Raw genomic sequence first — 24,276 nt, forward strand, 5'->3', positions numbered from 1 at the left:
CTGGTACGAGCGCTGAACAAAATGACGAAAGCAGGTATGCCTGAAAGCGTGCGTATTGCCTGAAAACACAACCCGCTACGGGGGAGACTTACCCGAAATCTGATTTATTCAACAAAGCCCATATTCGGCCATATGTTCTGTTGCATTACCATGAACCCAAACTCGCTGCCCGTTAGGTAATGTCATCTCAAATGATTTAGGTATTACAGTTCCTGGGTAATTAGATTGCGTAGGATTAATATCATCCCATACAGTTCCTGTTTTACACAACCCCAGCGGATCTATCCACGACAGCGGATCCGGCACATACGCATACTGATTCAGCCCACCATCCAGCCCCACCGGATCCGGCGTGATATACCGTCCGTGGCGCGGGTCGTAGTAACGGTGCAGATTGTAAAAGAGCCCGGTTTCGCGGTCTTCGTACTGGCCCGGCAGGCGCAGGCAGTTATCTGCCCCCTCAGCCAGCCAGGCCTCGTCCGTGAGGTTACTCCAGTATTCTTGGTGACTCAGTATTCTGACAATCCATCCGAGCGCAGAATTGTTTTTTAGTTGTACAAACTGGAGCTATGAAGTTATCCGTAAATATTCATAAGTTCACTGATTAATTTTCTGTCATCTTCGACCAGATTTTTTTTAGATAAATGACAGATCTCATAATCAACATACCTCATAGGTATACAATATTTATTTTCCTGAACTGATTTCATGATTCTTTCAATATCACTTGATTCTGAAAGGTATTTCTTAAGCAATTCTAAAATGACAATCTCTGCTTCCTCTCTATTTTCAAGATTCATATCTACTCCGGAATGATATAAAGTGAGTGAAATTTTATTTCGCGTCGATCTGCATGAAGTTGCACTGCCATTCCCGACCCAAATTCAGGATATGCCATTACAAAAGGTTCTAATTTCCGAGACGCCGGATTGTCTCCTCCCCAAAAAGGTATTCGAACTCTGGGAGTTCCTTTTTCATAGAGTTGTAATGTATCAAATACTCCAACTAATCTTGCGTCCCTCCATTCAGGGGAGACTTGATAAGCACCCCGTGCAGCTCTCCATGAATCATATTTATCAAAACCTATATATGTTGTTGCCGCAGACATGTCGCTGAAAGTTGCATCTACACGATTGTTTACACTTCCTTCATCATCCAGATATCGCATATATCTATATCCAGTCGAAGGGAGGGGCGCTCCCGGCCCGTCAGGTCCTACATAAAAATCAGGTCGACCTGTATTTTCAAAACCATTTTTATCAAATGGCGATAACTCCAGCGGATCAACCCACCCAACCGGATTCCCGTCCGCATACACATACCCGTTCAGTCCACCCGCCAGCCCTATCGGATCATCGGAACAATTTTACCCCCTGCACCCATCGTACCTTTATCAGGTGCGGCAGGTGATGAAGGGGATTAAGGAGGCGGTTTTTTAGTAGAGTGAACAGCGGTAGGTAAATAAAAATCAGTCGGGAAGATTTGGGGTCTTCCCTAGCTTTATTTAATAAATATGAATATATTACCTTTCTTCTATACAATATTTATCTTTATCAGTCCAGTATATAATTTTATATTTCCCAAAATTAATTTTTTGTTCTTTATAATATTCCATAACTTCCGAGGGATACCAGCCATGTCCATATAAAAAAAGAGCATCTTCGTTAATTAATATTTTTATAATTCTTTGTTTGTCCTGATCGTCATTGACAGAAATAGTCATAAACTGCTCCGCTTCTGAAAATCCTATTAATTTCATTTTATCAATCAAATTTTTTCCGAGTACTCTAATTTTTATGGGATTTCCGGCTATATCAATAACGATAATAGAATTAGTTGGCATCTTGTTCAATTTGCATTCACCCGTATAGTTACTGGAGTTGTTGTCGGTACAGAATTTATAACCATTTCAGGAGCTCCGCCTGGTAAATGTTGACCTGGGCCTAAAAAATAATCATTCCCGCTTAATGGGCTTCGTGGTTGCATATTAGAAATACCGTCAATTTTTCTAATTTTAAATCCATCACTTAACGATCCAGGATATAATCCCATATCTTTTTCAATAGTTGCAGCCAGATACTTAGAAATAGTTATTTCCCCACTTTGGATATTACTAAAATGCTTTAAAGCACCTTCCTTGTCCGTAACAAACGTACCATCTCGTCCAATTGCAGGAAATTGATCCCAGCTTTTCGGACTTATATTATACCCTACATCATCCTGCAACATTTGAGCCTGTCGCGCTCTTGCATTATCGACTTTACATAGCCCAAGTGGATCAATGTATTTCAGCGGATCCGGCACATAAGCATAGAGGTTTATTCCACCCGCCAGGCCCACCGGGTCAGGCGTGATATACCGCCCGTGGCGCGGGTCGTAGTAACGGTGCAGATTGTAAAAGAGCCCGGTCTCGCGGTCTTCGTACTGGCCCGGCAGGCGCAGGCAGTTATCTGCCCCCTCAGCCAGCCAGGCCTCGTCCGTGAGGTTACCCCAGGCGAGCCGCTGTGCCCGCCAGACCGTTTTCCCCGCCGCGTCCGTCAGCTCAACGGGCGCGCCGGTGGTGTCCGTGCCGTACCACCACACCTGCGGAGTATGCACCCGGGCGTGGTGGTGCGTCTGCGCCAGCGGGGTCCAGCTGCCGGGATGGAATAGCTCCGTTTTTTTCAGGGAGTCAGCTTTGCAGTATTAGCTTCTTATTCTGTCACCACTGGAACCATTTTTTATGATTTTCAATCGATTATTTATGTATGGTTCGAATGACTGATAGTCAAAAATATTTTTATCATCAATAGGCCGGAGCTATTTTTTCGGCGATTTTAAAATTATCAAGGTCAACATTGAAGTGCCATTGGTTAAAATCACCTTCATTTTCCTGGCACTCAGCAACCACAGCGACGTTAGATTTAGAGTATTCATGTGAAGTGATGTAAATATATGCTAGTTTTTTTTCATGAGGCTTGATTTTTCCAATGAATTCACCATCTAATGTGTAGACATTCATATCCAGATCAAATTGTTCCTTTTTATAGTTCATCACTACGACTAGTTTATATTTTTTGCTATATACAGCTCCTCCGCCTTCTTCGCTATAATTGACATATATTTCTTTTTCTTCAAAAGTCCATTGAACGCCTCTGTTGATATCCTTTATGAGACTAATCTTATTGTTCATTATTTTATTTCCTTTGTTGATATTATTTTGAGATACATCATTTTATCATCTATCCCATATTTAAATGGCATTTGTAATTGACTCCCGCCTCCTGGTAAATAAATCCCATTATCGATTTGAGGACCAACCGGTCCTTCTTTTATGATAAATGGATGAGTAACTTCATATGTCGTAACTCTATTTATTTCAGGCTTCCAAGGGACTTTTACTGCAAGCTCATTTCTTACATAATCAACGCTAATGATTTCATCAAATGTCCCAAAGTTACCAGGGTGGATATCTTTTTGATCGGGCGACATAGCTACATTAAACTGCTCTCCAATCTGTATCTCCCTCTGAGTTGGCTCATATCCTATCGGCCATGGTGATTGTTCTTCTTTAAGCCTTTTATAAGCTGCTGCAGATTCTGTACTATCGCCGAAATGTCCCTTATGAGCCTCTTGAAACCTATTCCAACTATTTTGAGGGTTGTGTTCACCTAATCCGGCTAACAACCCCAGCGGATCAGCCCACCCAACTGGATCCCCGTACGCATACGCATACCCGTTCAGTCCACCCGCCAGGCCCATCGGGTCAGGCGTGATATACCGCCCATGGCGCGGGTCGTAGTAACGGTGCAGATTGTAAAAGAGCCCGGTCTCGCGGTCTTCATACTGGCCCGGCAGGCGCAGGCAGTTATCTGCCCCCTCAGCCAGCCAGGCCTCGTCCGTGAGGTTACCCCAGGCGAGCCGCTGTGCCCGCCAGACCGTTTTCCCCGCCGCGTCCGTCAGCTCAACGGGCGCGCCGGTGGTGTCCGTGCCGTACCACCACACCTGCGGAGTCTGCACCCCGGCGTGGTGGTGCGTCTGCGCCAGCGGGGTCCAGCTGCCGGGATGATAAATATAGCCGCGGTAGTCCCGTCTGCCGGAAAGCATTTCACCGGAGAGGCGGGTGTCGTGCCAGAAAAAGTACCGCGTTTCCCCGTGCGCGGTCTTTGACGTACGCCGGTTAAGGACATCATAAGTATACGTGACCTGCTGCCCGTCGGGCAGCTCGCTGCGTACCAGACGGTGACGGCAGTCATAGTGGTGGCGGGTGACGCCCCGGAAGCCGTGCTGTTCCGACAGGCGGCCGAAGCGGTCATACGTCATCCGCGTGCCGCCGTATTTCAGCAGGCGGTTGCCGGTCACATCCTGCTGCGCCTGGCGGGGATGCCAGACGCGGTTACCCGCGGTGTCCCAGGTAAAACCGTCTTCCGGCTGGTTCTCCGGACGCTGGTGCGGCAGCTCAGCCTGGAGCAGGCGGCCCGCGTCGTCGTAGTGATAGCGTCGCGGTTCATCGCCGGAGATATCCGTCAGCCGGCCGTCAGGGGAATACTGAAACGCCTGCGCGTGGCGGACGGCGTCATGAAGGGTCTGCCGGTGCAGGGTGCGCCGCCCCCGGCTGTCGTACCGGTACTGGTGCAGCAGGCCGTTGCCCTGCTGCCATGCACTGAGTCGCGTTTTGCCGTCGTACTGCCAGCGGGCGAGGAGGGTGTCGCCGAGATGCAGCTGTGTCAGGCGTCCGGCGTCATAGCTGAACTGCTGCCACTGTCCGTCGGGCTGCATCACGCCGCCGAGGCGGCCCAGCTCATCGTAACGGTAGCGGGTGGTGGCCCGCTCCTGGTACTCCGCCGTCAGGCGCCCGAAGCGGTCATACTGCCAGGCCAGGGACGACGTACCGTCTTCGGCTTCGGTCATTCGCCCGCAGGCGTCATAGCGGCGGCGCAGGGTCTCCCCGTCCGGAAGGGTGGTGCAGACCAGGCGTCCGCCGGGGGCATAGTCATACGCGGTCACCCATGGCGGGGCGCTGTGGTCGCTGCCGTATTCCCGCTTCTCCTTCAGCCGCCCGGCCCGGTCGTATGACCACTGCGTTTTCACCCCGTCGAAGCGGATTTCCTCACACAGCAGCCCGTCTGCCTGGTAGCGCAGGCGGTGGGACTCCCCCTTCTGGTTAATGATTTCGCTGACCTGCAGGTGGACATTATCGTAGCGGTACTGCAGGGAGGAGCCGTCCGGCAGGCGCTTGCGGGTTAACAGATGCAGCGGGGCGTCGTAATCATAGTGCGTGACCCGGCCCGCTTCATCCTGATGACGGGTGACTTTTCCCCAGGCGTTGTAACGCCAGTGTGCGGCCGTGCCGTCGGGGTGCGTCAGGCTGAGCAGCCGGCCGGCGGCGTCATATTCATAACGGGTGAGGCTGCCGTACTCGTCCTGAACGGTGGCGGGATGAACGCAGCTTCCGCGATAGGTATACTGACGCGTCCCGCTGCGGCGCGTTTCGGACTCGCAGCGGCCCAAAGCGTCGTAGCGAAAGCGGCGAACGTCGCCATCGGGAAGAATAACCTGCGTGATGCATCCCTGCGGGGAGTACTGCCAGCGGGTGCGCTGCCCTTCGGGGGTGACGGCTTCCGTGATGTCGCCGCAGGCATTCCGTCGGTACTGCCAGACCAGGGCATCCCGTCCGTGTCCCTGCTGCTTTCGCACGACGGCGCCATTGAGCCAGATATAACGCACGCTCTGACCGTCCGGCAGTGTGACCAGGGCCAGTTCTCCCGTGTCGCGGTAAAAATAGCGAGTGGTTTCACCCTCACCGTTAGTAAAGGCGGTGCAGAGTCCGGCATCGTTATAACGCCACCGTTTTTGCGTTCCGGAAGCACTAACTTCGAAGGTCTGCAGGCCGGCTTCATTGTGCTCATGGGTCTGCTGAGAACCGTCGGCGCGGGTCAGGGTGACACGGCGGTTGGCGCTGTCGTATGCGTAGCGCGTATCCAGCTGTGCAAAGTTGCCGTACTGCCGGGTGCAGCGGGCCTGGCTGCCTTCATCTTCCCACTCCCAGTGAAACTCCGCTCCGCCGGCGAGCCGGCGCGAAGTAATCACGTTATCCTGGCAGTAGCGGTAGTGCTCCGTCTCGTCAGAAACATTGCGCACGGAAATCAACTGGCTGGTGTCGCTGTAGCCGTAGCGGGCGAGAATATGTTCGGTCTGCCAGCCCTCGCCGTTATTGCGATTGAACTGACGTCTGACTTCCGATATCAGCGGGGCGGTCGCGGAGGTGTACACGAAGGCGAGCCGCCAGCCCGCGCTGTTACTGAGCGATGCCAGCCGCCCGGAAGGGTCACAGCCCACGTGCAGCTGGTTGCCGTACCGGTCCTGAATCACGCTCAGCCTGGCCGTGCTGCCGTCGCGAATAAAAATATACTCCAGGCCGTTACCTCTGCTCAGGGCATAGCCGTCCCTGAGGGGCAATCCGTTTACCCTGGCAAGACTGAGCGTGGCACGCCCGGTAAGGTTCAGAATGTGGGGGGCGCTCTCATCCGGCAGGGGAAAGACGGTGGTGCGATGCTCATCGTCGCGCCACTCCACGGTATCGCCATGAAATGTGAGCGTATGCGCGAGGCTGTGGGTCCAGCCGTGCCCGAGTGGACCGCTAATGCCTGCGGCTGTGGAACGGTAAAAGCGTCGCCAGGTAAAGGCGGGGAGGCCTGGGAGGGTGCCGTCTTCAATGGCGAGCAGTTCTTCGCCATTCAGGAGCGAAACCGGGTCACCGTCGGTGGGAGTATCTTCGTGAGGAGGCGTGTCTTTACCATCCGGTCCCCTGCCTGAGTGATTGTGAGGCTTTATTTCAGCGCTGAGTGCCGTCTGGTGGGTATGCTGATAGCCCGCATTAAAGGAGATATTGTCGTGGCGCGCCGGATCCCTGCTTAACTCAGCGCTGTAACTTTTTTTCGTATTGAGATGACCCGCGTTCGGAATGCTGGCAGCCGTTTCCAGATGATGGGATGATTTGAGGGCTGCACGGATATCATCGAGCAGGGAGTTTATTTTAAATGGAAATCCTTTTGCCATTTTTGCTGTCCTTGAGAATTATATTTTGGGAATGTCATTAGTCGTGGCAAACCCGCTCAGGTTATCCAGGCCGTCAACCAGATATGTCATTATTCCTGCAGGGAGAATTAAATTAAGGATGACCATAATAAGTATTTGTCCAAATGCTTCCCCAATCGTATCAACAATCAGTTGTGGAGTTAGAAGGCTGATAAAATGCAGCAAGGTCTTCCCGACGATATAGATAAGGATTTCATCGCTTAGCATCATAAGCGTATCTGATTTTTGTTTTGTGCCGTTTTCGACTTGCTTCTGAAGTTCCTGCAAACCTTCTGCTGAAATATATTTACTGAGCGCATCCAGATTACAGTTTGTTATCCAGTCCCAAATCAGCTTTACAGTATCGTACAATGCTATTATCTGGCCGAGCATCCCTGCGACAATATGAGACACGGCCTGAACCACATCCAGATTAGGATTTTTAGCCCATTCCTCCCAGGCTGGTTTTAACTCATTGTCCCACGTTTTTTGTAACCAGCCTGCACATGTATCGGCCACGCTGCGATAAGACTCAACGAGTTGGTTAATCATCTCATCGCTGATGTCTGAGTTGATCACCAACGCAAATTCATAACCTGCTTCACAGGCCGGAATGCTCAGAGTTGCTTTACCCCGTGCGTCAAATTCCTGCGGAGATCCTAAAGGTGTTCCGCCATTAATATTTATGTTCCGCCACTCCTGAAACCCTAGTGCGTTGACATCCTGAAAAAAGGCTCCACGATAGCGCACCGGATTAGCATTCTTTTTTTGTGCTGCTGAGAATTTTAAAATCTGAAACTGCATGCCAGGTATTGGAATAAATTTCGCGGCTTCAAAAGCATGCGTTAGTATGACAGTTTTTGCGGTGTTCTTACTGCATTCCATCCAGGAGCCGATTTTTTTCTTTTCAACATTTTCAGTGGTGAGTACCATATCACCTGATTTTATTTGCTGCTCCATATCCAGCAGACTGCCCCAGAATTGATTTTTATTATCTGAGCGGTAGTTAGCTATCGAGCTTTTAATATCAGCGATCGCATTTTTATATTTTTCAGTGGCTTCAGATAGAATATGTTCGGGTGAATAGGGGACGGTGATGTAAATCAGTTTTCCGGAAGGGGAATAACCTGGGTAAGTGTAACCATATGTCATTTTATGCCCTTTCCAGTTCTGACATTACAATAGACAACCAGTCATTCTTGCTGCACAGTTCTGGCGTCAGCAATTGGCTTAATCGCCTTGTAAGTTGTTTTTCAGGCCAGTTTAAAATGCGTTCAGGATAAACCTCACTTATTACTTTCAGGGTATTTAAAACTAATGGCATATTGTTTGACTGATTCATTTCATCGATCAACTTTTGAGGTATTGACAATGGAAACCGGTGTTGCGACTCGCTCACGGGAGACGTTATGAGATGATGTGTCTTACCATTCAGCCAGTAATCAGAAAATGCGGGCAGTATTTGTCCCCATTCATCACCATAAAAATTGACATGATGCGAAAAAAAACCGGCATCCCAGTAGCGAAAGAAAACGGTATTGCCTTCAGGCATGTTAACCTGCATAAGGTTCCTCAGCTGGGTAGCGATCTTTTCCGTCGATAACGATGAGCTACCCAGCCAGCCCCAGCCCCGATAATTTGCAGACTCTTTTTCTACCCAGAGGAGGAAGCGGCTGTACCGTGCCACGGGGACCAGCACAGGCATTACAGCACGCCACTCTGAATACCGAGTATTGCTGTAGAGACCAAAAGGTGTCGCCGACCCATCATATTTATACCAGGCTTTTACGCCATGAGCGCCGTTGGTATTGGACAGAATGGCAAAAAGAGACCCAGAAGTGAGGGACTGAATCCATTTATTTACTGAAGTCCATGAGGCAACCTCAGTATTAATAGAATGCTTATTTATATTCATAATAAATATGGCTACCGCACTGGATATTTATTATGGGATAGTGTTTCTGGGGAGGGGTAAAGTCAACGTCGTGAAAGTGTTTTCGGAATTTTAATATACTAAATATTGATCGTTGTGATTGGTTTATAATTATCAGGAATGAATTGTTGAGTTAAATAGAAACGCGATATTACCCCATGCAGAACGATAAGGATATGCGCGAGCTGCTCGACATTACGCAGCGGCACTTGACCCCGCAGAATTAATCCAGAATGGCACGACCTGAATTTCCTTGCTGTTGAGAGTGCTGCCGGGCGTACAGCGGACGCTCCGTGAGACAACCCGCCCTTACCACTGACAGAGCGAAATCGCTATCCTGAGAGGGATATCAGCGAGTTAGAGCCTCAAAAGTAGAAACACAATTGGATTGTGGGTAAGAAAAGTGCAAAGCCGCCCAGGGAAAAGGTAAAAGCCCAGAAATATCTAGCGAGAAAAAATGCTGATCACCTCAAGTGACCAGCATTACGGCCTGCCGGAATTATTTTTTAGCGTGCGACCCGCAGGCCGTGTTCAATTCCGCGGCTGAAAACCACCTGCCAGAGCTGAATATCCCGCGCGCGAAATGCCCCCGCGCAGGCATTCAGGTAATAGCTAAACATTCGCTTGAATCGTTCTGAATAGTTATCCGCAATCTCTGGCCAGGCCTCCTGAAAACGCGCATGCCATGCCATCAGCGTGGTGTCATAATCCGCGCCAAAGTTATGCCAGTCTTCCATCACGAAATGGGATTCACTGGCGTTGGCAATCTGGCGAACGGACGGTAAACAGCCATTCGGGAAGATGTATTTGTTGATCCACGGGTCGACGTTATTGTCGGTCCGCTTAGAGCCGATGGTGTGCAGCAGGAAGATGCCGTCCGGTTTCAGATTACGATCTACCACCTCAAAATAGGTATCGTAGTTTTTCGGCCCGACGTGCTCGAACATGCCGACGGAAACGATCCGGTCAAACTGCTCGTTCAGGTCGCGGTAATCCTGCAGCCGGATGTCCACATCGAGACCCTGGCAGCGTTCCCGCGCCATCTTTTGCTGTTCTGCTGAAATCGTTACGCCGACCACGCTGACGCCGTAGTGCTTCGCCATAAAGTACGCCAGCCCGCCCCAGCCGCAGCCGATATCCAGCACGCGCATGCCGGGCTGCAGCTGCAGCTTCTCGCTGATTAGACGCAGCTTGGCCTGCTGGGCCTCCTCAAGCGTCGATGCGTCTTTCCAGTAGCCGCAGGAGTATTGCATGAAAGGGTCCAGCATACGGCTGAACAGGTCATTGCCCAGATCGTAATGCTCTTTACCGACGATCCATGCGCGTTTTTTACTTTGCAGGTTGAACAGACGGGCAGAGGCGACGCGCAGGGTGTCTTTCAGATTGCGAGGGAGTTGATTTTCAAGACCGGCACGCAGCACGCTGGCAAAAAAGGTATCCAGACGCTCGCACTCCCACCAGCCGTCCATGTAGCTTTCGCCCAGGCCTAACGATCCCTCCCGCAAGACGCGTTTAAAAAAGTCGGGATGTTTAACCTGGGGATCGGATGGCGATGATCCATTGATAGTGATGCCTGCTCGACCTAACAGTTCACTGACGATCCGGGACCAGTTGTCGTCCGGAACGCTGACTTCTTCTATACACGATGAACTCATAGCTTCTCCATCACCCTGATGTGATCAGAACCTTCAAACAGCGTAGACGCTTTTTTGGTTTGTGAGAAATCTCACGGTAAAAACCGCGAGGCTAGTATCCGACGTAGAACAGAGGAAGGGAGATAACCCTTGCCGAAATGCCTTCCATGGTAAAACGGGAGCGCTCCGGCTCCCGTTAACACTTAATATTTATCGTATTTAATCGAACCAAATTTAGTATAGGCCTCAAAATTTGGTGATTCAATAGAAAATTGTTAGCAACCTAATCACTGAAATGTAACATGATTTCTGGCGCAATCAGGCATGCGAGGTTTCTGCCTGCGTCCGCGCATTGTGCTCGCGCCGAGCGGCCGACTGCATGCGATAGCCCAAAACCGCCAGCGCAACGGTAACCAGCATCACGCTGGTGGTGGTTAATAGCGGCGTCGCAATCAGCGCGGAGACCACCAGGCTTGCAAGGAAGCACAGCCCCAGCTGCAGGGTATTTTGCAGCGCGGCGGCGCGGCCTGTCGCCTGCGGGAACGGACGTAACGCCTGTGCTACCACAATCGGGTAAATCGCGCCGTTCGCCACGGCCATCACGCAGAAGGGGATCAAAATTTCGGCCAGGCCTGCGCCAGGAATAAACCCGACGGCCCAGGTACCGATGACGCTCAGCGCATAGAGCACCAGCAGCCATGGCAGCATCTGCTGACCTTCCCATTTTTGCAGCGCCGCGCGGCAGCCGTACCCGCCTACCAGGAACGCGATGGTCTGCGGAACATAGCTCAGACCGATGGCCGCCGGGCTGTAGCCCATATCGTGCAGGATAAACGGCGAGCCGGTGAGCCACGCGAAGAAGCTGGCCGAACAGGCGGCATAGATCAGGACATTCCCGCGATACGCTTTGGCGCTCAGCAGGGAGGTGAAGGTGATCGGCTTCGCGTCGGCATGCACCTCTTTTTTATGCGCGGGCTTGAGGCCGAACGCCGGCAGCATCAGCACCAGGGTGATGGCAAACAGCGTGGCAAAGATCGCCTGCCAGTCGAAGTGCGCGAGGATCCAGCTGCCCAGCAGGGGAGCGAGGGCAGGTGAGAGACCTACCAGCGGCATAATGGTCGCGAAAATACGGTTGGTACGGTTTGCCGGATAGTAGTCGGTGACCAGCGCCTGCCAGGTCACCGCCGCGGCACAGACGCCCACGGCCTGAATGAAGCGCAGCACCAGAAGCCAGGTGGCGTCGCGCACCCACAGCATCCCCAGGCAGCCCACGGCAAAAATGGCCAGCCCCAGCAGCAGGACGGGTTTACGACCAAAGCGATCCGAGAGCGGTCCCCACAGCAGCTGGGCGAAGGCAAAACCGGCGAGGAATAAGCTCAGGCTGGCGCTGATGGCCGCAGCAGGGGTTTGCAGATCTTCCTGCATCGCGGCAAACGCCGGCAGGTACATGTCAGTGGCCAAAAAGCCCAGCACGCTTAAGCCGCCGAGCCAGACTAAAAATCCTTTCCTGGGTTGCATTCTTTTATTCTCCTGAGGAGGCAGGTGTACGTTGACGCAGAGTGTAGGGAGTGCAAAGCGGCTTGTGAAACGCTAATATTTGGCGGGTGCATTCAAAATTTTTGCAGGCAGAAAATGTGGTCAGATTATTCTCTTGAAGTGGTCGATGCTGTTGCACGTAACGGCAGCTTTAGCGGTGCGGCGCAGGAGCTGCACCGAGTCCCCTCAGCCATCAGCTACACGGTGCGTCAGCTTGAGGAGTGGCTGGCGGTTCCGCTGTTTGAACGGCGGCATCGCGACGTGGAATTAACCCCCGCCGGGGCGTGGTTTTTGAAGGAAGGGCGTTCTGTTATCAAAAAAATGCAGATCACCCGCGAGCAGTGTCAGCAGATCGCCAACGGCTGGCGGGGACATCTCTCCATCGCGGTGGATAACATCGTGAAGCCGGAACGCACCCGGCAAATGATCGTCGATTTCTATCGTCATTTCTCTGACGTTGAGCTGCGGGTCTCCCAGGAGGTGTTCAACGGCGTCTGGGATGCGCTGGCGGACGGCAGGGTGGAGATGGCGATTGGCGCCACGCAGGCGATCCCGGTCGGGGGACGTTACGCCTTCCGCGATATGGGAATGCTGAGCTGGAAATGCGTGGTGGCACGCGATCACCCGCTGGCGGCGATGGAAGGGCCGCTGAGCGATGATACGTTGCGCAACTGGCCGTCGCTGGTGCTGGAGGATACCTCCCGTTCATTGCCCAAGCGTATCACCTGGCTGCTGGACAACCAGCGGCGGGTGGTGGCTCCTGACTGGGAATCGTCGGCGACGTGCCTCAGCGCCGGGCTGTGCGTCGCGATGGTGCCCGTTCATTTTGCGCGTCCGCGCATTGATACCGGCGAGTGGGTGGCGCTGACGCTTGAGAATCCGTTCCCGGATGCGGCATGCTGCCTGACCTGGCAGCAAAATGATGTCTCGCCAGCGATGGCCTGGCTGCTGGATTATCTGGGCGACAGCGAAACGCTAAACCGGGAGTGGTTACGGGAGCCAGCATAGCTGGCCCCGTAAAGGGATTAGCGACGGTAGTCGCGGAACGGACCATCCGCAACGGAACGGCGTTCGATGAGGCGCGGGTGAACTTCAATGGACTGCGACTCTTCGCGTTTGTTGACGATCCTGTCCAGCAGCATGTTGAAGGCCGTTTCGCCCAGCGAATCTTTCGGCTGGTGAATGGTGGTCAGCGCCGGGGTAAAGAAGCGCGCGTTACGCACGTTATCATACCCGATCACGGAAATATCCTGCGGCACGCGCAGACCCAGCTCGTCGGCAGCGCAGAGCGCGCCCATGGCCATGATGTCGCCCCCGCAGAAAACGGCGGTTGGACGGTGCTGCTGGGAAACAATCTGCTGCATCGCGCGGTAGCCTGACTCCGGCTCAAAGTCGCCCTGCACGATCCAGTTTTCCGGCACGGTAATCAGCGCTTCTTCCATCGCTTTCATAAAGCCGGCCAGACGGCCCGCGCCGGTGTTGCGCTCCAGCGGACCCGGGATCACGCCAATTTCGCGGTGACCGCGTTCGATCAGATAACGGCCCGCCATATAGCCGCCTTCAAAGGCGTTGTCGATAACGGAGTCGGTGAAGTCCGCGCGCGCTTCACCCCAGTCCATCACCACCATCGGGATATGGCGATACTCTTCCAGCATCGACAGCACGGATTCCGGGTACTCGGAACACATCACCAGCAGGCCATCCACGCGCTTTTGCGCCATCATCGACAGGTAGGCGCGCTGTTTTTCAATGCTATTCCACGCGTTGCCCAGAATCAGGGTATAGCCTTTCTGGAAGCAGTTTTTCTCTACCGCTTCAATGATCTCGGCAAAATAGGCCGCTTCACTGCTGGTCGCCAGCAAACCAATGGACTTGGTGTGATTAACCTTGAGGCTGCGCGCAACCGCACTTGGCGAATAGTGCAGCTCTTTGATCGCTGCCCAGACGGCGTTGCGCGTCTCTTCCGCCACAAAGCGGGTTTTGTTAATTACATGTGATACGGTTGTAGTGGAAACGTTTGCGCGTTTTGCTACGTCTTTAATTGTTGCCATTAAATGTCACTCCAGACCATATCCTAAACTCCTGAAAAACTTGAAGGTAAACGTTTGCCTTCTCTCACCCTTATCTCGCAATGTTGAACTGCGGCACGCCGGGAAAACGACACGGGACGTCAGGAGGGGGTCAATGGCCGGTACGCTAATAAATTTAGCGTGGAATTTTGTCCTATCTTGATGAAAAGGGGAAGAGGTAAAGTGGTTATCAGTATAAATCCAGGAAGATTTTTGACGTAATCTGTGCAAAAATGAGCAAGCTCACTTTTCGTGGGGGGATTAAAAGGAGAAAAATTGATGAGTTCCGATCTGAAGTTTTCGCTGTTCACCACCGTTGTTGTGCTGGCTCTGATTGTCGCAGCGGGTCTGACGGCTGCGCTGCACTGATTTACGCGGGGGGAGAGCCTTCTCCTCCCAGTTTCCCGGATTGTTACTTCTCAGGCAAAAATCTTTTGCCATTTTGTTAACTTCTCATTTTTTGTGATTGATGTCATGCTTTCCGCTTCTTTGTTCTGTGTCACCACATGACACGGCATCCGGAGTTGACGCATGAAAATCAATTTTCCCCTGCTGGCCCTGGCGATTGGCGCTTTTGGGATTGGCACCACTGAATTCTCCCCGATGGGGCTACTGCCCGTTATCGCCAGGGGCGTAGACGTTTCGATCCCTGCTGCAGGCATGTTAATCAGCGCCTACGCTATCGGCGTGATGGTCGGGGCGCCGCTGATGACGCTTCTGCTTTCGCACCGCGCGCGCCGTAATGCGCTGATTTTCCTGATGGCGATTTTCACCCTGGGCAACGTGCTTTCGGCCATTGCGCCGGACTACACCACATTGATGCTGTCCCGCATTCTGACCAGCCTTAACCACGGCGCGTTCTTTGGGCTGGGGTCGGTTGTTGCGGCAAGCGTGGTGCCAAAACATAAGCAGGCCAGCGCCGTGGCCACTATGTTTATGGGGCTGACCATCGCGAACATTGGCGGGGTGCCTGCGGCAACCTGGCTGGGGGAAGCGATCGGCTGGCGGATGTCCTTCCTGGCGACGGCCGGACTGGGCGTGGTCGCGATGGTGGCGCTGTTCTTCTCCCTGCCGAAAGGCAGCGCGGGAGAACGCCCTGACGTGCGCAGAGAGCTGTCGGTGCTGATGCGCCCGCAGGTGCTCTCCGCGCTGCTCACCACCGTGCTGGGGGCAGGGGCGATGTTTACCCTCTACACCTATATTTCACCGGTCCTGCATGACATCACCCATGCGACGCCTCTCTTTGTTACCGCGACGCTGGTGCTGATTGGCGTGGGCTTCTCGATCGGCAACTATCTCGGTGGGAAATTTGCCGACCGTTCCGTGAGCGGGACGCTGAAGGGCTTCTTGACCCTGCTGATTGTCATCATGATCGCGATTCCCTGGCTGGCGCGGAATGAAGTCGGCGCCGCGATCGCGATGGTTGTCTGGGGCGCAGCCACCTTTGCCGTGGTGCCGCCGCTGCAGATGCGCGTGATGCGCGTTGCGCATGAAGCGCCCGGGCTCTCATCTTCGGTTAATATCGGTGCCTTCAACCTGGGCAATGCGCTTGGGGCGGCGGCCGGCGGGGCCGTAATTTCAGGGGGGCTGGGGTACAGCTTTGTGCCGGTGATGGGGGCGATCGTTGCCGCGCTCGGCCTGCTGCTGGTGATGATGTCGGGTCGTAAACAGCCCGAAGCAGCCTGTGCTGCGGAATAAAACAAAAACGCAGAAGGGCGAACCCTTCTGCGTGTCTCTTACGCGGCGAAGTTCTTCGCCACAAACTCCCAGTTAACCAGTGCCCAGAAGTGCTCCAGGTAGTTAGGGCGCGCGTTGCGGTAATCAATGTAGTAAGCGTGTTCCCATACGTCCACGGTCATCAGCGGCTTCGCGCTGGTGGTCAGCGGGGTGCCCGCGTTCGAGGTGGAGACGATAGCCAGTTTGCCATCCGCCTCTTTAACCAGCCACGTCCAGCCAGAACCGAAGTTCTTGATGGCGGCATCGGTGAACTTCGCCTTGAAGTCCGCGAAGCTGCCAAAGGCGGCGTTGATGGCGGTAGCCAGCTCACCGGCTGGCTCGCCACCGGCGTTCGGCGCCAGGCAGTGCCAGTAGAAGGTGTGGTTCCACACCTGAGCCGCGTTGTTGAATACGCCACCCTCTGAGCTGCGGACGATCTCTTCCAGCGTTTTGCCTTCAAAATCGGTGCCCTTGATCAGGTTGTTCAGGTTGGTGACGTACGTCTGGTGATGCTTGCCGTAATGGTATTCCAGGGTTTCCGCAGAAATGTGCGGGGCCAGGGCGTCTTTTGCATACGGTAGTGCAGGTAATTCGAACGACATTGCTTCTCTCCTTATTGTATTTTGTGTTGCCAATAACCACACAGACAACAAGGACAGGATAGCAAATTGAAAGGGTATGCAAAAGAGGAACTTACCCTGCCACGGGTGTGGCAGGGTAGGGGTTAGCGAATGGTTTTCGGCGTCATCACGCGACGCGCGCCGACGTAGTGGCGTACCCAGTAGTCTTCACTGAGCGAGGTGATCTGAATATCCTGGCCGCTACGTGGAGACTGAATGAATTTCCCGTTGCCAACATAGACGCCGACGTGGTCAGCCGTGCCGCGGCCCTGCGTGCGGAAGAAGACCAGATCGCCGTTCTCCAGCTCGCCGCGGTCAACCGGTGAGGCATCGCGCAGGTGGTACATCTCGTTGACCGTACGCGGAATGCGGAATTTGACCAGATCTTTATAGGCGTAATAGACGAGGCCGCTGCAGTCAAAACCGGTACGCGGTGAACTCCCGCCCCAGTGATAAGGTTTGCCAATCTGCCCCATCAGCTTGTTCATTGCCGTTTTTTGCGCTTTCTGTACGCGCACTTTATGCACTTCCGCTATTTTAGTGACCTTCGTGCATTTCGCCTTGTGGCCTTTACGCGCGATGCATTTTTCAGTCACGAGGTTAGCGGCGGTTTGCGAAGCTTTACTTTTGGCGGAGTGGGCAGTGCGGGAAGGTTTTGTTTTCGTCTTGCTGGAAGCGGTCTGTTTTGTCTGAGCCGGTGTTTTTTTCTTGTCGTTCTTAGCGGTGGTTTTTTTCTTACGTTCTGTGGCTTTCACCAGATGGCTTTTTTGTGCAGCAGAATGCCGCGCCTGCTGAGAGGCGTTTGCCACTGGCGTGAAGGTAAGTGAAGTAAACAGTAAAGCACAGAGCGTGATCGAGATTTTATTTATCCGCGCCACTGGGCAGTCCCCTGATAAATGCAGGTCATCAATAATACCCGCGTGTGATTTACAAAGCCCGTCGATTCTAATCTATAAAAAGCCAGAAAGTTAATAGCATTTTTCAATCTACAATCCTGTTTCGTTAGCAAGTGCAAAAAAATTCATCGTTCTGTCGCACATTTGCCCACTCCCTAAGCAAAACCCTGGCCGACGCAGGGGTAAACACCATTTGCAATGCAACTTTTCGCGACTCGGGGTAGAATGTATAAACGTGACAAAAATGTTATTTTCCGATGCCAGTCTGAACCGCTACAATGTCAGACGAATGCCGTAACAGAAGTTAAAGGAAGCAAGACATGAGCACCACTATTGAAAAAATCCAGCGCCAGATCGCTGAAAACCCGATTCTGCTGTATATGAAAGGTTCTCCGAAGCTGCCAAGCTGCGGCTTCTCCGCGCAAGCGGTTCAGGCGCTGTCAGCCTGTGGTGAGCGTTTTGCTTACGTTGATATCCTGCAGAACCCGGACATCCGCGCTGAGCTGCCTAAGTACGCTAACTGGCCAACGTTCCCACAGCTGTGGGTTGACGGTGAGCTGGTTGGCGGCTGCGATATCCTGATTGAAATGTATCAGCGCGGCGAACTGCAGCAGCTGATCAAAGAGACGGCGGCGAAGTACAAAACCGAAGAGCCGGACGCAGAGTAATTTTCTGCGGAAATAAAAAAGCGACCCGCTATGTGGTCGCTTTTTTTTGTCGGGTGGCGCTGCGCTTACCCGACCTACGATTGGTGCTCGTCCTCATCACCCATCGGCAGCGGCCAGCCGCCAAGGCGCTTCCAGCGGTTGACGATTTCACAGAACAGCTCTGCGGTACGCTCCGTGTCATACAGCGCGGAGTGCGCCTGCGTACCGTCAAATTCAATGCCGGCCGTAATACAGGCCTTTGATAACACCGTTTGTCCCAGCGCCAGACCGCTCAGTGCGGCGGTGTCGAAGGTCACAAAAGGGTGGAAGGGGTTGCGCTTGAGCGAGGCGCGCTCGGCTGCGGCCATAGTAAAGGTGTGATCGAAGGTGGCGTTATGGGCCACCATGATGGCGCGGCTGCAGTTAGTCTCTTTCATGCCTTTACGCACCATTTTAAAGATGGCGTGCAGGGCATCATATTCACTGACCGCACCACGCAGCGGGTTATGCGGATCGATACCGTTAAACGCCAGCGCCTCTGGCTGCAGGTTTGCCCCTTCGAAAGGTTCAACGTGGAAATGCAGCGTGGTGTCCGGTGTAAGCCAGCCCTGTTCATCCATCTTCAGCGTGATGGCGGCAATTTCGAGCAGCGCATCGGTTTTAGCGTTAAATCCGGCTGTTTCTACATCAATGACAACGGGATAAAAACCACGAAAACGGTCGCACAGACCGCTAAATTGAGCGTTATCGGACATCAGGGTCTCTTACATGGGGAAAAAGCAGAGCGCATTATGGCAAATTTTGGCGGGTGATGCAGTAAAACTACGGGCGCAGATTGCGCCCTGAAGGATCAGTTGCCCAGACCGCGACCGGCGTCTTTAGCTTCAATCAGCTCGATTTTGTAACCGTCCGGATCTTCCACAAACGCAATCACGGTGGTGCCCCCTTTTACCGGGCCCGCTTCGCGCGTGACGTTACCGCCGTTGCTGCGAATGCGCTCACACGCGTCGGCCGCGTTATCCACTTCCAGCGCGATATGGCCATAGGCGGTACCCAGCTCATAGCTGTCTACGCCCCAGTTGTAGGTCAGCTCGATCACCGCTTCATCCGTTTCCGGGCCGTAACCCACAAATGCCAGCGAGTATTTGTATTCCGGGTTTTCGCTGGTGCGCAGCAGCTTCATGCCCAGGACGTTAGTGTAGAAATCAATCGAACGTTGCAGGTCGCCAACGCGCAGCATGGTGTGAAGTAGGCGCATAATATCCTCATTAACCAATGAAATAGACTGTCATTTTGAACAGAAACGATGTTTGAGTATAGCGGCGAAGTATCGCCGCTATCAATGAACAACGGAGAGATTACAGAGAAGGGTAGTCGGTGTAGCCTTCCGCGCCGCCGCCGTAGAAGCTTTCCGGGCGCTGCGGGTTCAGGGCCGCTTTTTTCTGCAGACGAGCAACCAGATCCGGGTTGGCAATGTAGTCGCGGCCAAACGCGACGGCATCGATCAGCCCTTTATTAATCAGGTCTTCGGCTTTCTCTGGCGTATAGGCACCTGCACCGATGATCACCCCGTGGAAGCGCTCGCGCACTTTCTGGCGGAAGGCTTCAGTGTAAGGCTTACCGCCAGCCCAGTCCGGCTCGGACATGTGCAGGTAAGCGATGCCGCGTTTCGCCAGCTCTTCGATCAGGTACAGCGCATCGGCCTCTTCGTTCGGACCGTTGTCGACGTTCTGGAAAGAGCCGATAGGCGAGACGCGGATACCGATACGGTCCGGGCTCCACTCCTGGCATACGGCATCAACCACTTCCAGCACCAGGCGGGCGCGGTTTTCAACGCTGCCGCCGTACTGGTCGGTGCGATGGTTAGACGACGGTGACAGGAACTGGTGCAGCAGGTAGCCGTGCGCGGAGTGCAGCTCAATCAGGTCAAAACCGGCTTCGCGGGCGTTGGCTACCGCCTGGCGGAAGTCGTTCACGATACCCGGGATTTCATCCAGCTCAAGCGCGCGCGGCATAGAGGTATCCACGCGGATCGCATTGCCGTTTTCATCGCGCAGGGAGGTACGGGTATTGGCGCTCAGGGCCGACGCGGAAACCGGTGCCTGTCCGCCAGGCTGAATGCTGCTATGAGAGATGCGACCGGTGTGCCACAGCTGGACCGCAATGCGACCGTCTTCAGCATGGACGCCCGCGGTGATTTTCTGCCATGCGGCGATCTGTTCCGGGCTGTGAAGTCCCGGCGCACCCGCATAACCCTTAGCCTGAGCAGAAATCTGCGTGGCTTCGGTGATGATCAGGCCAGAGCTTGCGCGCTGACGATAGTATTCACCCATCAGTGGGGTTGGGATGTCGCCCGGCTCAATGCTGCGCAGGCGGGTTAGCGGAGCCATGAATACGCGGTTTGGCGCAGTAACGGCACCCACTTTCAATGGGGTAAATAATTTTTCAGCTGACATAAAGACTCCTGAGTAGACCAGTCGACTAGTAATAATGGAAATAAAAGCGCCGGCTACATGCCTGGCGCAGTAATTGTACTCTTCACATGTGCCAGCGCGCTTTCCAGCGGCACGGCACTGCGTGAAATTTTTGCCTGCAGGTTAGCGCCCAGCCAGAGCGCATATAACACCTGCGCCTGGGTTAACGGCTCGCCGGGAAAGGCCAGCGTTTTTTCATCGCGGCCTTTCTTCAGCGCCTGAGCCAGCAGGGCGATAACGCCGCTGGCGCCTTTATCCATCGCCGTACGCATATCTTCAGAAAGATCGCACACTTCGGCAGACAGTTTGACGGTCAGGCAACCGCTGATAATGCCCTGCTGACAGAACTGGTTCAGCGTTTCCTGATAGTAGTTCAGAACACGATCCCGGTAGTTCCCTTGACCCGACGCAAAGTGGGTCGCCAGACGCTGGTGATAACCCGCGTAATGACGCTCCAGCATCGCCACGCCGAAGGCCTCTTTGGACCGAAAGTAGTGATAAAACGATCCCTTCGGTACCTCAGCGGTTTTTAACAGCTCGCTCAAGCCCATACCGGTAAACCCGCGATGCATGCAAAGTCGCTCGCCGGTTGCCAGTAAATGTTCGCGGGTATCGTGTTCAGTATTTCTGCTCATGGCCGCACTCTAATAGACCGTTCGGTCTAATGCAAGCGAGTTTACTGACGACATGCGCTCAGTATGTCCAGCTGTGGTTGATAAACTGTTGATTTTACGTCCATCATACCCAATACGGTTGAGAACAAATTATCCTGGGAAACCGCATTTTTTGCTGCATGGTCACGCAAACACTGCTCGTTTACGCCAAAGTTTTTCGCGTAATCCGGTGACAGCCAGAACATAAACGGAATATGCGTTTGCTGCTCCGGCGCCAGCATGTACGGGGTGCCGTGCAGATAAATACCGCTTTCACCCAGGGATTCACCGTGATCGGAGAGATAAATCAGCGCGGTGTTCATGCTTGCCTGGCGCGCTTTCAGGGCATCAATGGTTTTGCTGACCATGCTGTCGGTATACAGGATGGTGTTGTCATAGGTATTCAACAGCGCCTGATGATCGCAGTTCTGAATTTCATTGGTGTCACAGGTTGGGGTGAACTTACGGAAGTTATCCGGGTAGCGGCGATAGTACGCCGGGCCGTGGCTCCCCATCAGGTGGATGACCAGCACCGTATCTTGCTTCACGCCATCCAGCACGTTGTCCAGACGGTAGAAGTTCACATCGTCAATACAGGATTTGTCTTTGCAGAACTGATCCAGATTCCACTGCGTCATGTCGGTATGAGGCACGCGATCGCAGGCACCTTTACAGCCGCCGTCGTTGTCGCGCCACAGCAGGTTGACACCCGCATGTTTGAGGACGTCGAGCAGTCCTTCCCGATGGTGAGCCAGGTCGGCATCGTATTTGCTGCGCGTCATGCCGGAGAACATGCAGGGAACGGAAACCGCGGTTTCGGTGCCGCACGAAGAGGCCTGCGGGAAGTTAATTACGTCCTGCTTTTTCAGCTCCGGATTGGTTTCACGATCGTAACCATTCAGGGAGTAGTTTGCCGCGCGAGAGGCTTCGCCAACGACAAGCACCAGAACGGTTTTCTTTTGTTGACCGGCAATCAGCGGCCCTTTATGGGCATCTTCACCAATGCGCACCAGCGTTTGGTCGCCGGCAAACCAGCGCATTTTGCTGTACTTCACCACGGCGCTGACATAGTTCGCGGGGGTGACCATTTTGACGATGCTTTTGTTATTGCGGAACAGCGACGCGTAATCTTTATAAAACAGGGCGGCAATCAGGATGATCACCAGCAGAGCGCCCAGCATCGCGGCGACGCGCGTCAGCAGCGCGTACCACCATTTTCCGCTACGAATGCGGGTGAGCGCCAGCACCACGGACGGAACCAGGCCCGCTACGGCAATCCACAGAATCATCTGCAGGGTCACCAGGGCGGCCGCCTCCTGAGAGTTGGTTTCGAACACGTTCACAATCATGTTCTGATCGATAACCGCGCCGTAGGTGTACATAAAATACGTTGCCGCGGCGCAGCCGACGGTCAGGACGATCAGCAGCGGCTTGCGGAGATAGGGGATATTGAGCAGGCTAAAAACAATTACCCAGCCGCAAAACAGCACCAGCGGTACGGAGGCGGCAAAGAGGAAATCGTGCAGGTGGGCAGGGGCGATAATGGCCCAGCTGCGCTGGATAAACAGCCCGTTAATTAGCGTAAAGAAGAAAGCACAGCCCAGGGTAAATTTTATGTCGTTACATTGTAACTTTTTGATAAACCACATCGATCCGTAAACCTGTTATTTTGATGATGGGCCGAGTATAGGGAGAGAAGATTAGTGAAACCTTAATGCCATAAATCTGTGGTATAGGCCTTGCACGACGCGCGTTTAGCGTCTTCACTGTAGGTGAGAGTGGCTATCTGGAGGTGAGTGTGGCAGAGCAGCTGGAGTTTTTCCCCATCCAGAGCCCGTGCCGGGGTATTTGTCAGGTGGATGAACGCGGATACTGCCGCGGGTGTATGCGCACCCGTGACGAGCGTTTCAACTGGCAAAACTTCAGCGACACGCAAAAGCAGGAGGTGTTACGCCTCTGCCGACAGCGTCTTTTGCGCAAAATACGCGCAAACAAAGCCGGTGAGACCGAAGAACCCCAGCAACCTTCACTTTTTTAACACGGTAATTGCGTATACTCATGACATTACGTCCTTGAGGAAAATGTTATGGTTCAGCGAATTACCCTTGCCCCCCAGGGGCCAGAATTCTCCCGTTTTGTGATGGGCTACTGGCGCCTGATGGACTGGAATATGTCCCCCCTCCAGCTGGCGAGCTTTATTGAAGAACATCTCGACTTAGGCATCACTACGGTCGATCATGCGGATATTTATGGCGGCTATCAGTGTGAAGCCGCCTTCGGCGAGGCGCTCAAGCTGGTTCCGGCGCTCCGTGACAGGATGGAAATCGTCACCAAGTGTGGTATTGCCACCACGGCAAAACCCGAGCACGCTCTCGGTCATTACATCACCGACAGCGCGCATATTATCAAGAGCGCCGAGCAGTCGCTGGTCAATCTGGCGACCGATCGTATCGACCTGCTGTTAATCCACCGTCCTGACCCGCTGATGGATGCCGATGAGGTGGCGGAAGCCTTTCTGAACCTGCACCAGAGCGGGAAAGTCCGTCACTTCGGCGTGTCTAACTTTACCCCGGCGCAGTTTGCGCTGCTTCAGTCACGCCTGCCGTTTACCCTGGCCACTAACCAGGTTGAGATCTCCCCGGTTCACCAGCCGCTGCTGCTGGACGGTACGCTCGACCAGCTGCAGCAGCTGCGCATTCGCCCAATGGCCTGGTCGTGCCTCGGGGGCGGACGCCTGTTTAATGATGATGAATTCCAGCCGCTGCGTAACGAGCTGGAAGCCATCGCCCGCGAACTGAACGCGGAGAGCATCGAACAGGTGGTTTACGCGTGGATCCTGCGCCTGCCGTCAAAACCGCTGCCCATTATCGGTTCCGGTAAAATTGAACGCGTGCGTTCTGCGCTGGCCGCCGAAGAGCTGCAGATGACCCGCCAGCAGTGGTTCCGCATCCGCAAGGCCGCGCTGGGTTACGACGTGCCATAAACCGCCATAAGGTGACTTTCCGGTGAAATCTTTGCCCCTGGTATACACTTAAGGGGCAA

Annotated in this window: 26 protein-coding genes and 1 pseudogene; 7 read left to right on the forward strand and 20 right to left on the reverse strand. The window is 53.7% G+C overall.

Going from position 1 to position 24,276, the window contains the following annotated elements:
- The coding region (locus ACMWKK_RS17840) for a hypothetical protein (protein WP_224236997.1) at positions 1 to 63 on the forward strand (63 nt) is incomplete at its 5' end.
- Between the two features lie 45 nt (positions 64 to 108).
- Here the strand turns inward: ACMWKK_RS17840 and ACMWKK_RS17845 are convergent.
- The 12 genes and pseudogenes from ACMWKK_RS17845 to punC form a co-directional block, all read right to left on the reverse strand.
- The gene (locus ACMWKK_RS17845; protein WP_406542906.1) at positions 109 to 525 is read right to left on the reverse strand and encodes an RHS repeat-associated core domain-containing protein; all 417 of its coding nucleotides are present in this window, start codon (positions 523 to 525) and stop codon (positions 109 to 111) included.
- 50 nt (positions 526 to 575) lie between these two features.
- The gene (locus tag ACMWKK_RS17850) at positions 576 to 800 is read right to left on the reverse strand and encodes a hypothetical protein (protein WP_112780693.1); all 225 of its coding nucleotides are present in this window, start codon (positions 798 to 800) and stop codon (positions 576 to 578) included.
- Between the two features lie 2 nt (positions 801 to 802).
- A complete protein-coding gene (locus ACMWKK_RS17855; protein ID WP_139156895.1) occupies positions 803 to 1,168 on the reverse strand; it encodes a hypothetical protein in 366 nt (121 codons plus the stop codon).
- A gap of 354 nt (positions 1,169 to 1,522) precedes the next feature.
- The gene (locus ACMWKK_RS17860; RefSeq protein ID WP_258526870.1) at positions 1,523 to 1,843 is read right to left on the reverse strand and encodes a hypothetical protein; all 321 of its coding nucleotides are present in this window, start codon (positions 1,841 to 1,843) and stop codon (positions 1,523 to 1,525) included.
- 5 nt (positions 1,844 to 1,848) lie between these two features.
- On the reverse strand, positions 1,849 to 2,229 hold the full coding sequence (locus ACMWKK_RS17865; RefSeq protein WP_258526872.1) for a type IV secretion protein Rhs: 381 nt from the start codon (positions 2,227 to 2,229) through the stop codon (positions 1,849 to 1,851).
- A gap of 96 nt (positions 2,230 to 2,325) precedes the next feature.
- A pseudogene (locus ACMWKK_RS17870) lies at positions 2,326 to 2,598 on the reverse strand (RHS repeat-associated core domain-containing protein); the annotation flags it as partial.
- A gap of 187 nt (positions 2,599 to 2,785) precedes the next feature.
- Entirely contained in the window at positions 2,786 to 3,172 is a 387-nt protein-coding gene (locus ACMWKK_RS17875; protein ID WP_112780690.1) for a hypothetical protein, read from the reverse strand.
- Positions 3,172 to 7,038: an RHS repeat-associated core domain-containing protein gene (locus tag ACMWKK_RS17880; RefSeq protein ID WP_112780689.1), complete on the reverse strand. Its 3,867-nt coding sequence runs from the start codon at positions 7,036 to 7,038 to the stop codon at positions 3,172 to 3,174. The genes ACMWKK_RS17875 and ACMWKK_RS17880 overlap by 1 nt, the downstream gene beginning before the upstream one ends.
- An 18-nt stretch (positions 7,039 to 7,056) precedes the next feature.
- Positions 7,057 to 8,208 (reverse strand): hypothetical protein, encoded by a 1,152-nt coding sequence (locus ACMWKK_RS17885; protein WP_406542878.1) that lies wholly within the window; start codon positions 8,206 to 8,208, stop codon positions 7,057 to 7,059.
- Between the two features lies 1 nt (position 8,209).
- Positions 8,210 to 8,971 carry a DUF4123 domain-containing protein gene (locus ACMWKK_RS17890; protein ID WP_112780687.1) on the reverse strand — a complete coding sequence of 254 codons (762 nt, stop codon included), beginning with the start codon at positions 8,969 to 8,971 and terminating at the stop codon, positions 8,210 to 8,212.
- 524 nt (positions 8,972 to 9,495) lie between these two features.
- Entirely contained in the window at positions 9,496 to 10,644 is a 1,149-nt protein-coding gene (gene cfa, locus ACMWKK_RS17895) for a cyclopropane fatty acyl phospholipid synthase (protein WP_112780686.1), read from the reverse strand.
- Positions 10,645 to 10,941: 297 nt separating this feature from the next.
- Entirely contained in the window at positions 10,942 to 12,141 is a 1,200-nt protein-coding gene (punC, locus tag ACMWKK_RS17900; protein ID WP_112780685.1) for a purine nucleoside transporter PunC, read from the reverse strand.
- A gap of 114 nt (positions 12,142 to 12,255) precedes the next feature.
- Between punC and punR the strand changes: the two genes are divergently transcribed.
- Complete coding sequence (punR, locus tag ACMWKK_RS17905) at positions 12,256 to 13,167, forward strand: DNA-binding transcriptional activator PunR (protein ID WP_032639979.1); 912 nt, start codon at positions 12,256 to 12,258, stop codon at positions 13,165 to 13,167.
- Positions 13,168 to 13,184: 17 nt separating this feature from the next.
- On the opposite strand, the gene purR is transcribed toward punR, so the two are convergent.
- Positions 13,185 to 14,210, reverse strand: a complete 1,026-nt coding sequence (purR, locus tag ACMWKK_RS17910; RefSeq protein WP_014883552.1) for an HTH-type transcriptional repressor PurR — start codon at positions 14,208 to 14,210, stop codon at positions 13,185 to 13,187.
- 297 nt (positions 14,211 to 14,507) lie between these two features.
- On the opposite strand from purR, the gene ACMWKK_RS17915 reads away from it, so the two are divergent.
- Together ACMWKK_RS17915 and ACMWKK_RS17920 are read left to right on the forward strand one after the other, a co-directional pair.
- The gene (locus tag ACMWKK_RS17915) at positions 14,508 to 14,597 is read left to right on the forward strand and encodes a YnhF family membrane protein (RefSeq protein ID WP_008500596.1); all 90 of its coding nucleotides are present in this window, start codon (positions 14,508 to 14,510) and stop codon (positions 14,595 to 14,597) included.
- A gap of 162 nt (positions 14,598 to 14,759) precedes the next feature.
- Entirely contained in the window at positions 14,760 to 15,926 is a 1,167-nt protein-coding gene (locus ACMWKK_RS17920) for an MFS transporter (protein WP_112780684.1), read from the forward strand.
- A gap of 38 nt (positions 15,927 to 15,964) precedes the next feature.
- Here the strand turns inward: ACMWKK_RS17920 and sodB are convergent, their stop codons facing one another.
- Positions 15,965 to 16,546 (reverse strand): superoxide dismutase [Fe], encoded by a 582-nt coding sequence (gene sodB / locus ACMWKK_RS17925; RefSeq protein WP_028017287.1) that lies wholly within the window; start codon positions 16,544 to 16,546, stop codon positions 15,965 to 15,967.
- A 122-nt stretch (positions 16,547 to 16,668) separates the two neighbouring features.
- A complete protein-coding gene (locus ACMWKK_RS17930) occupies positions 16,669 to 17,442 on the reverse strand; it encodes a C40 family peptidase (protein WP_406542879.1) in 774 nt (257 codons plus the stop codon).
- 338 nt (positions 17,443 to 17,780) lie between these two features.
- Here ACMWKK_RS17930 and grxD point away from each other — a divergent pair, with 338 nt between their 5' ends.
- The gene (gene grxD / locus ACMWKK_RS17935) at positions 17,781 to 18,128 is read left to right on the forward strand and encodes a monothiol glutaredoxin 4 (RefSeq protein WP_003832760.1); all 348 of its coding nucleotides are present in this window, start codon (positions 17,781 to 17,783) and stop codon (positions 18,126 to 18,128) included.
- Between the two features lie 74 nt (positions 18,129 to 18,202).
- Here grxD and rnt read toward each other — a convergent pair whose 3' ends face one another.
- From rnt to eptA, 5 genes are all read right to left on the reverse strand, one after another.
- The gene (rnt, locus tag ACMWKK_RS17940; protein WP_045327114.1) at positions 18,203 to 18,862 is read right to left on the reverse strand and encodes a ribonuclease T; all 660 of its coding nucleotides are present in this window, start codon (positions 18,860 to 18,862) and stop codon (positions 18,203 to 18,205) included.
- Between the two features lie 95 nt (positions 18,863 to 18,957).
- Complete coding sequence (gene gloA, locus ACMWKK_RS17945; RefSeq protein WP_032639989.1) at positions 18,958 to 19,365, reverse strand: lactoylglutathione lyase; 408 nt, start codon at positions 19,363 to 19,365, stop codon at positions 18,958 to 18,960.
- Between the two features lie 100 nt (positions 19,366 to 19,465).
- Positions 19,466 to 20,563 (reverse strand): alkene reductase, encoded by a 1,098-nt coding sequence (locus ACMWKK_RS17950; protein ID WP_045327115.1) that lies wholly within the window; start codon positions 20,561 to 20,563, stop codon positions 19,466 to 19,468.
- Between the two features lie 53 nt (positions 20,564 to 20,616).
- The gene (locus tag ACMWKK_RS17955; RefSeq protein WP_112780682.1) at positions 20,617 to 21,216 is read right to left on the reverse strand and encodes a TetR/AcrR family transcriptional regulator; all 600 of its coding nucleotides are present in this window, start codon (positions 21,214 to 21,216) and stop codon (positions 20,617 to 20,619) included.
- A gap of 41 nt (positions 21,217 to 21,257) precedes the next feature.
- Positions 21,258 to 22,883 carry a phosphoethanolamine transferase EptA gene (gene eptA / locus ACMWKK_RS17960; protein ID WP_406542880.1) on the reverse strand — a complete coding sequence of 542 codons (1,626 nt, stop codon included), beginning with the start codon at positions 22,881 to 22,883 and terminating at the stop codon, positions 21,258 to 21,260.
- A 149-nt stretch (positions 22,884 to 23,032) separates the two neighbouring features.
- Between eptA and ACMWKK_RS17965 the strand changes: the two genes are divergently transcribed.
- Together ACMWKK_RS17965 and ACMWKK_RS17970 are read left to right on the forward strand one after the other, a co-directional pair.
- A complete protein-coding gene (locus tag ACMWKK_RS17965) occupies positions 23,033 to 23,272 on the forward strand; it encodes a DUF1289 domain-containing protein (RefSeq protein ID WP_008500587.1) in 240 nt (79 codons plus the stop codon).
- Positions 23,273 to 23,320: 48 nt separating this feature from the next.
- Positions 23,321 to 24,217 (forward strand): aldo/keto reductase, encoded by an 897-nt coding sequence (locus tag ACMWKK_RS17970; RefSeq protein ID WP_112780680.1) that lies wholly within the window; start codon positions 23,321 to 23,323, stop codon positions 24,215 to 24,217.
- Positions 24,218 to 24,276 lie beyond the last annotated feature (59 nt).

Origin of the sequence: Enterobacter sp. 01-M-03-SI-ECC (assembly GCF_047530215.1) — a bacterium.
In the GTDB taxonomy this organism is placed as follows: Bacteria; Pseudomonadota; Gammaproteobacteria; order Enterobacterales; family Enterobacteriaceae; genus Enterobacter; species Enterobacter chengduensis.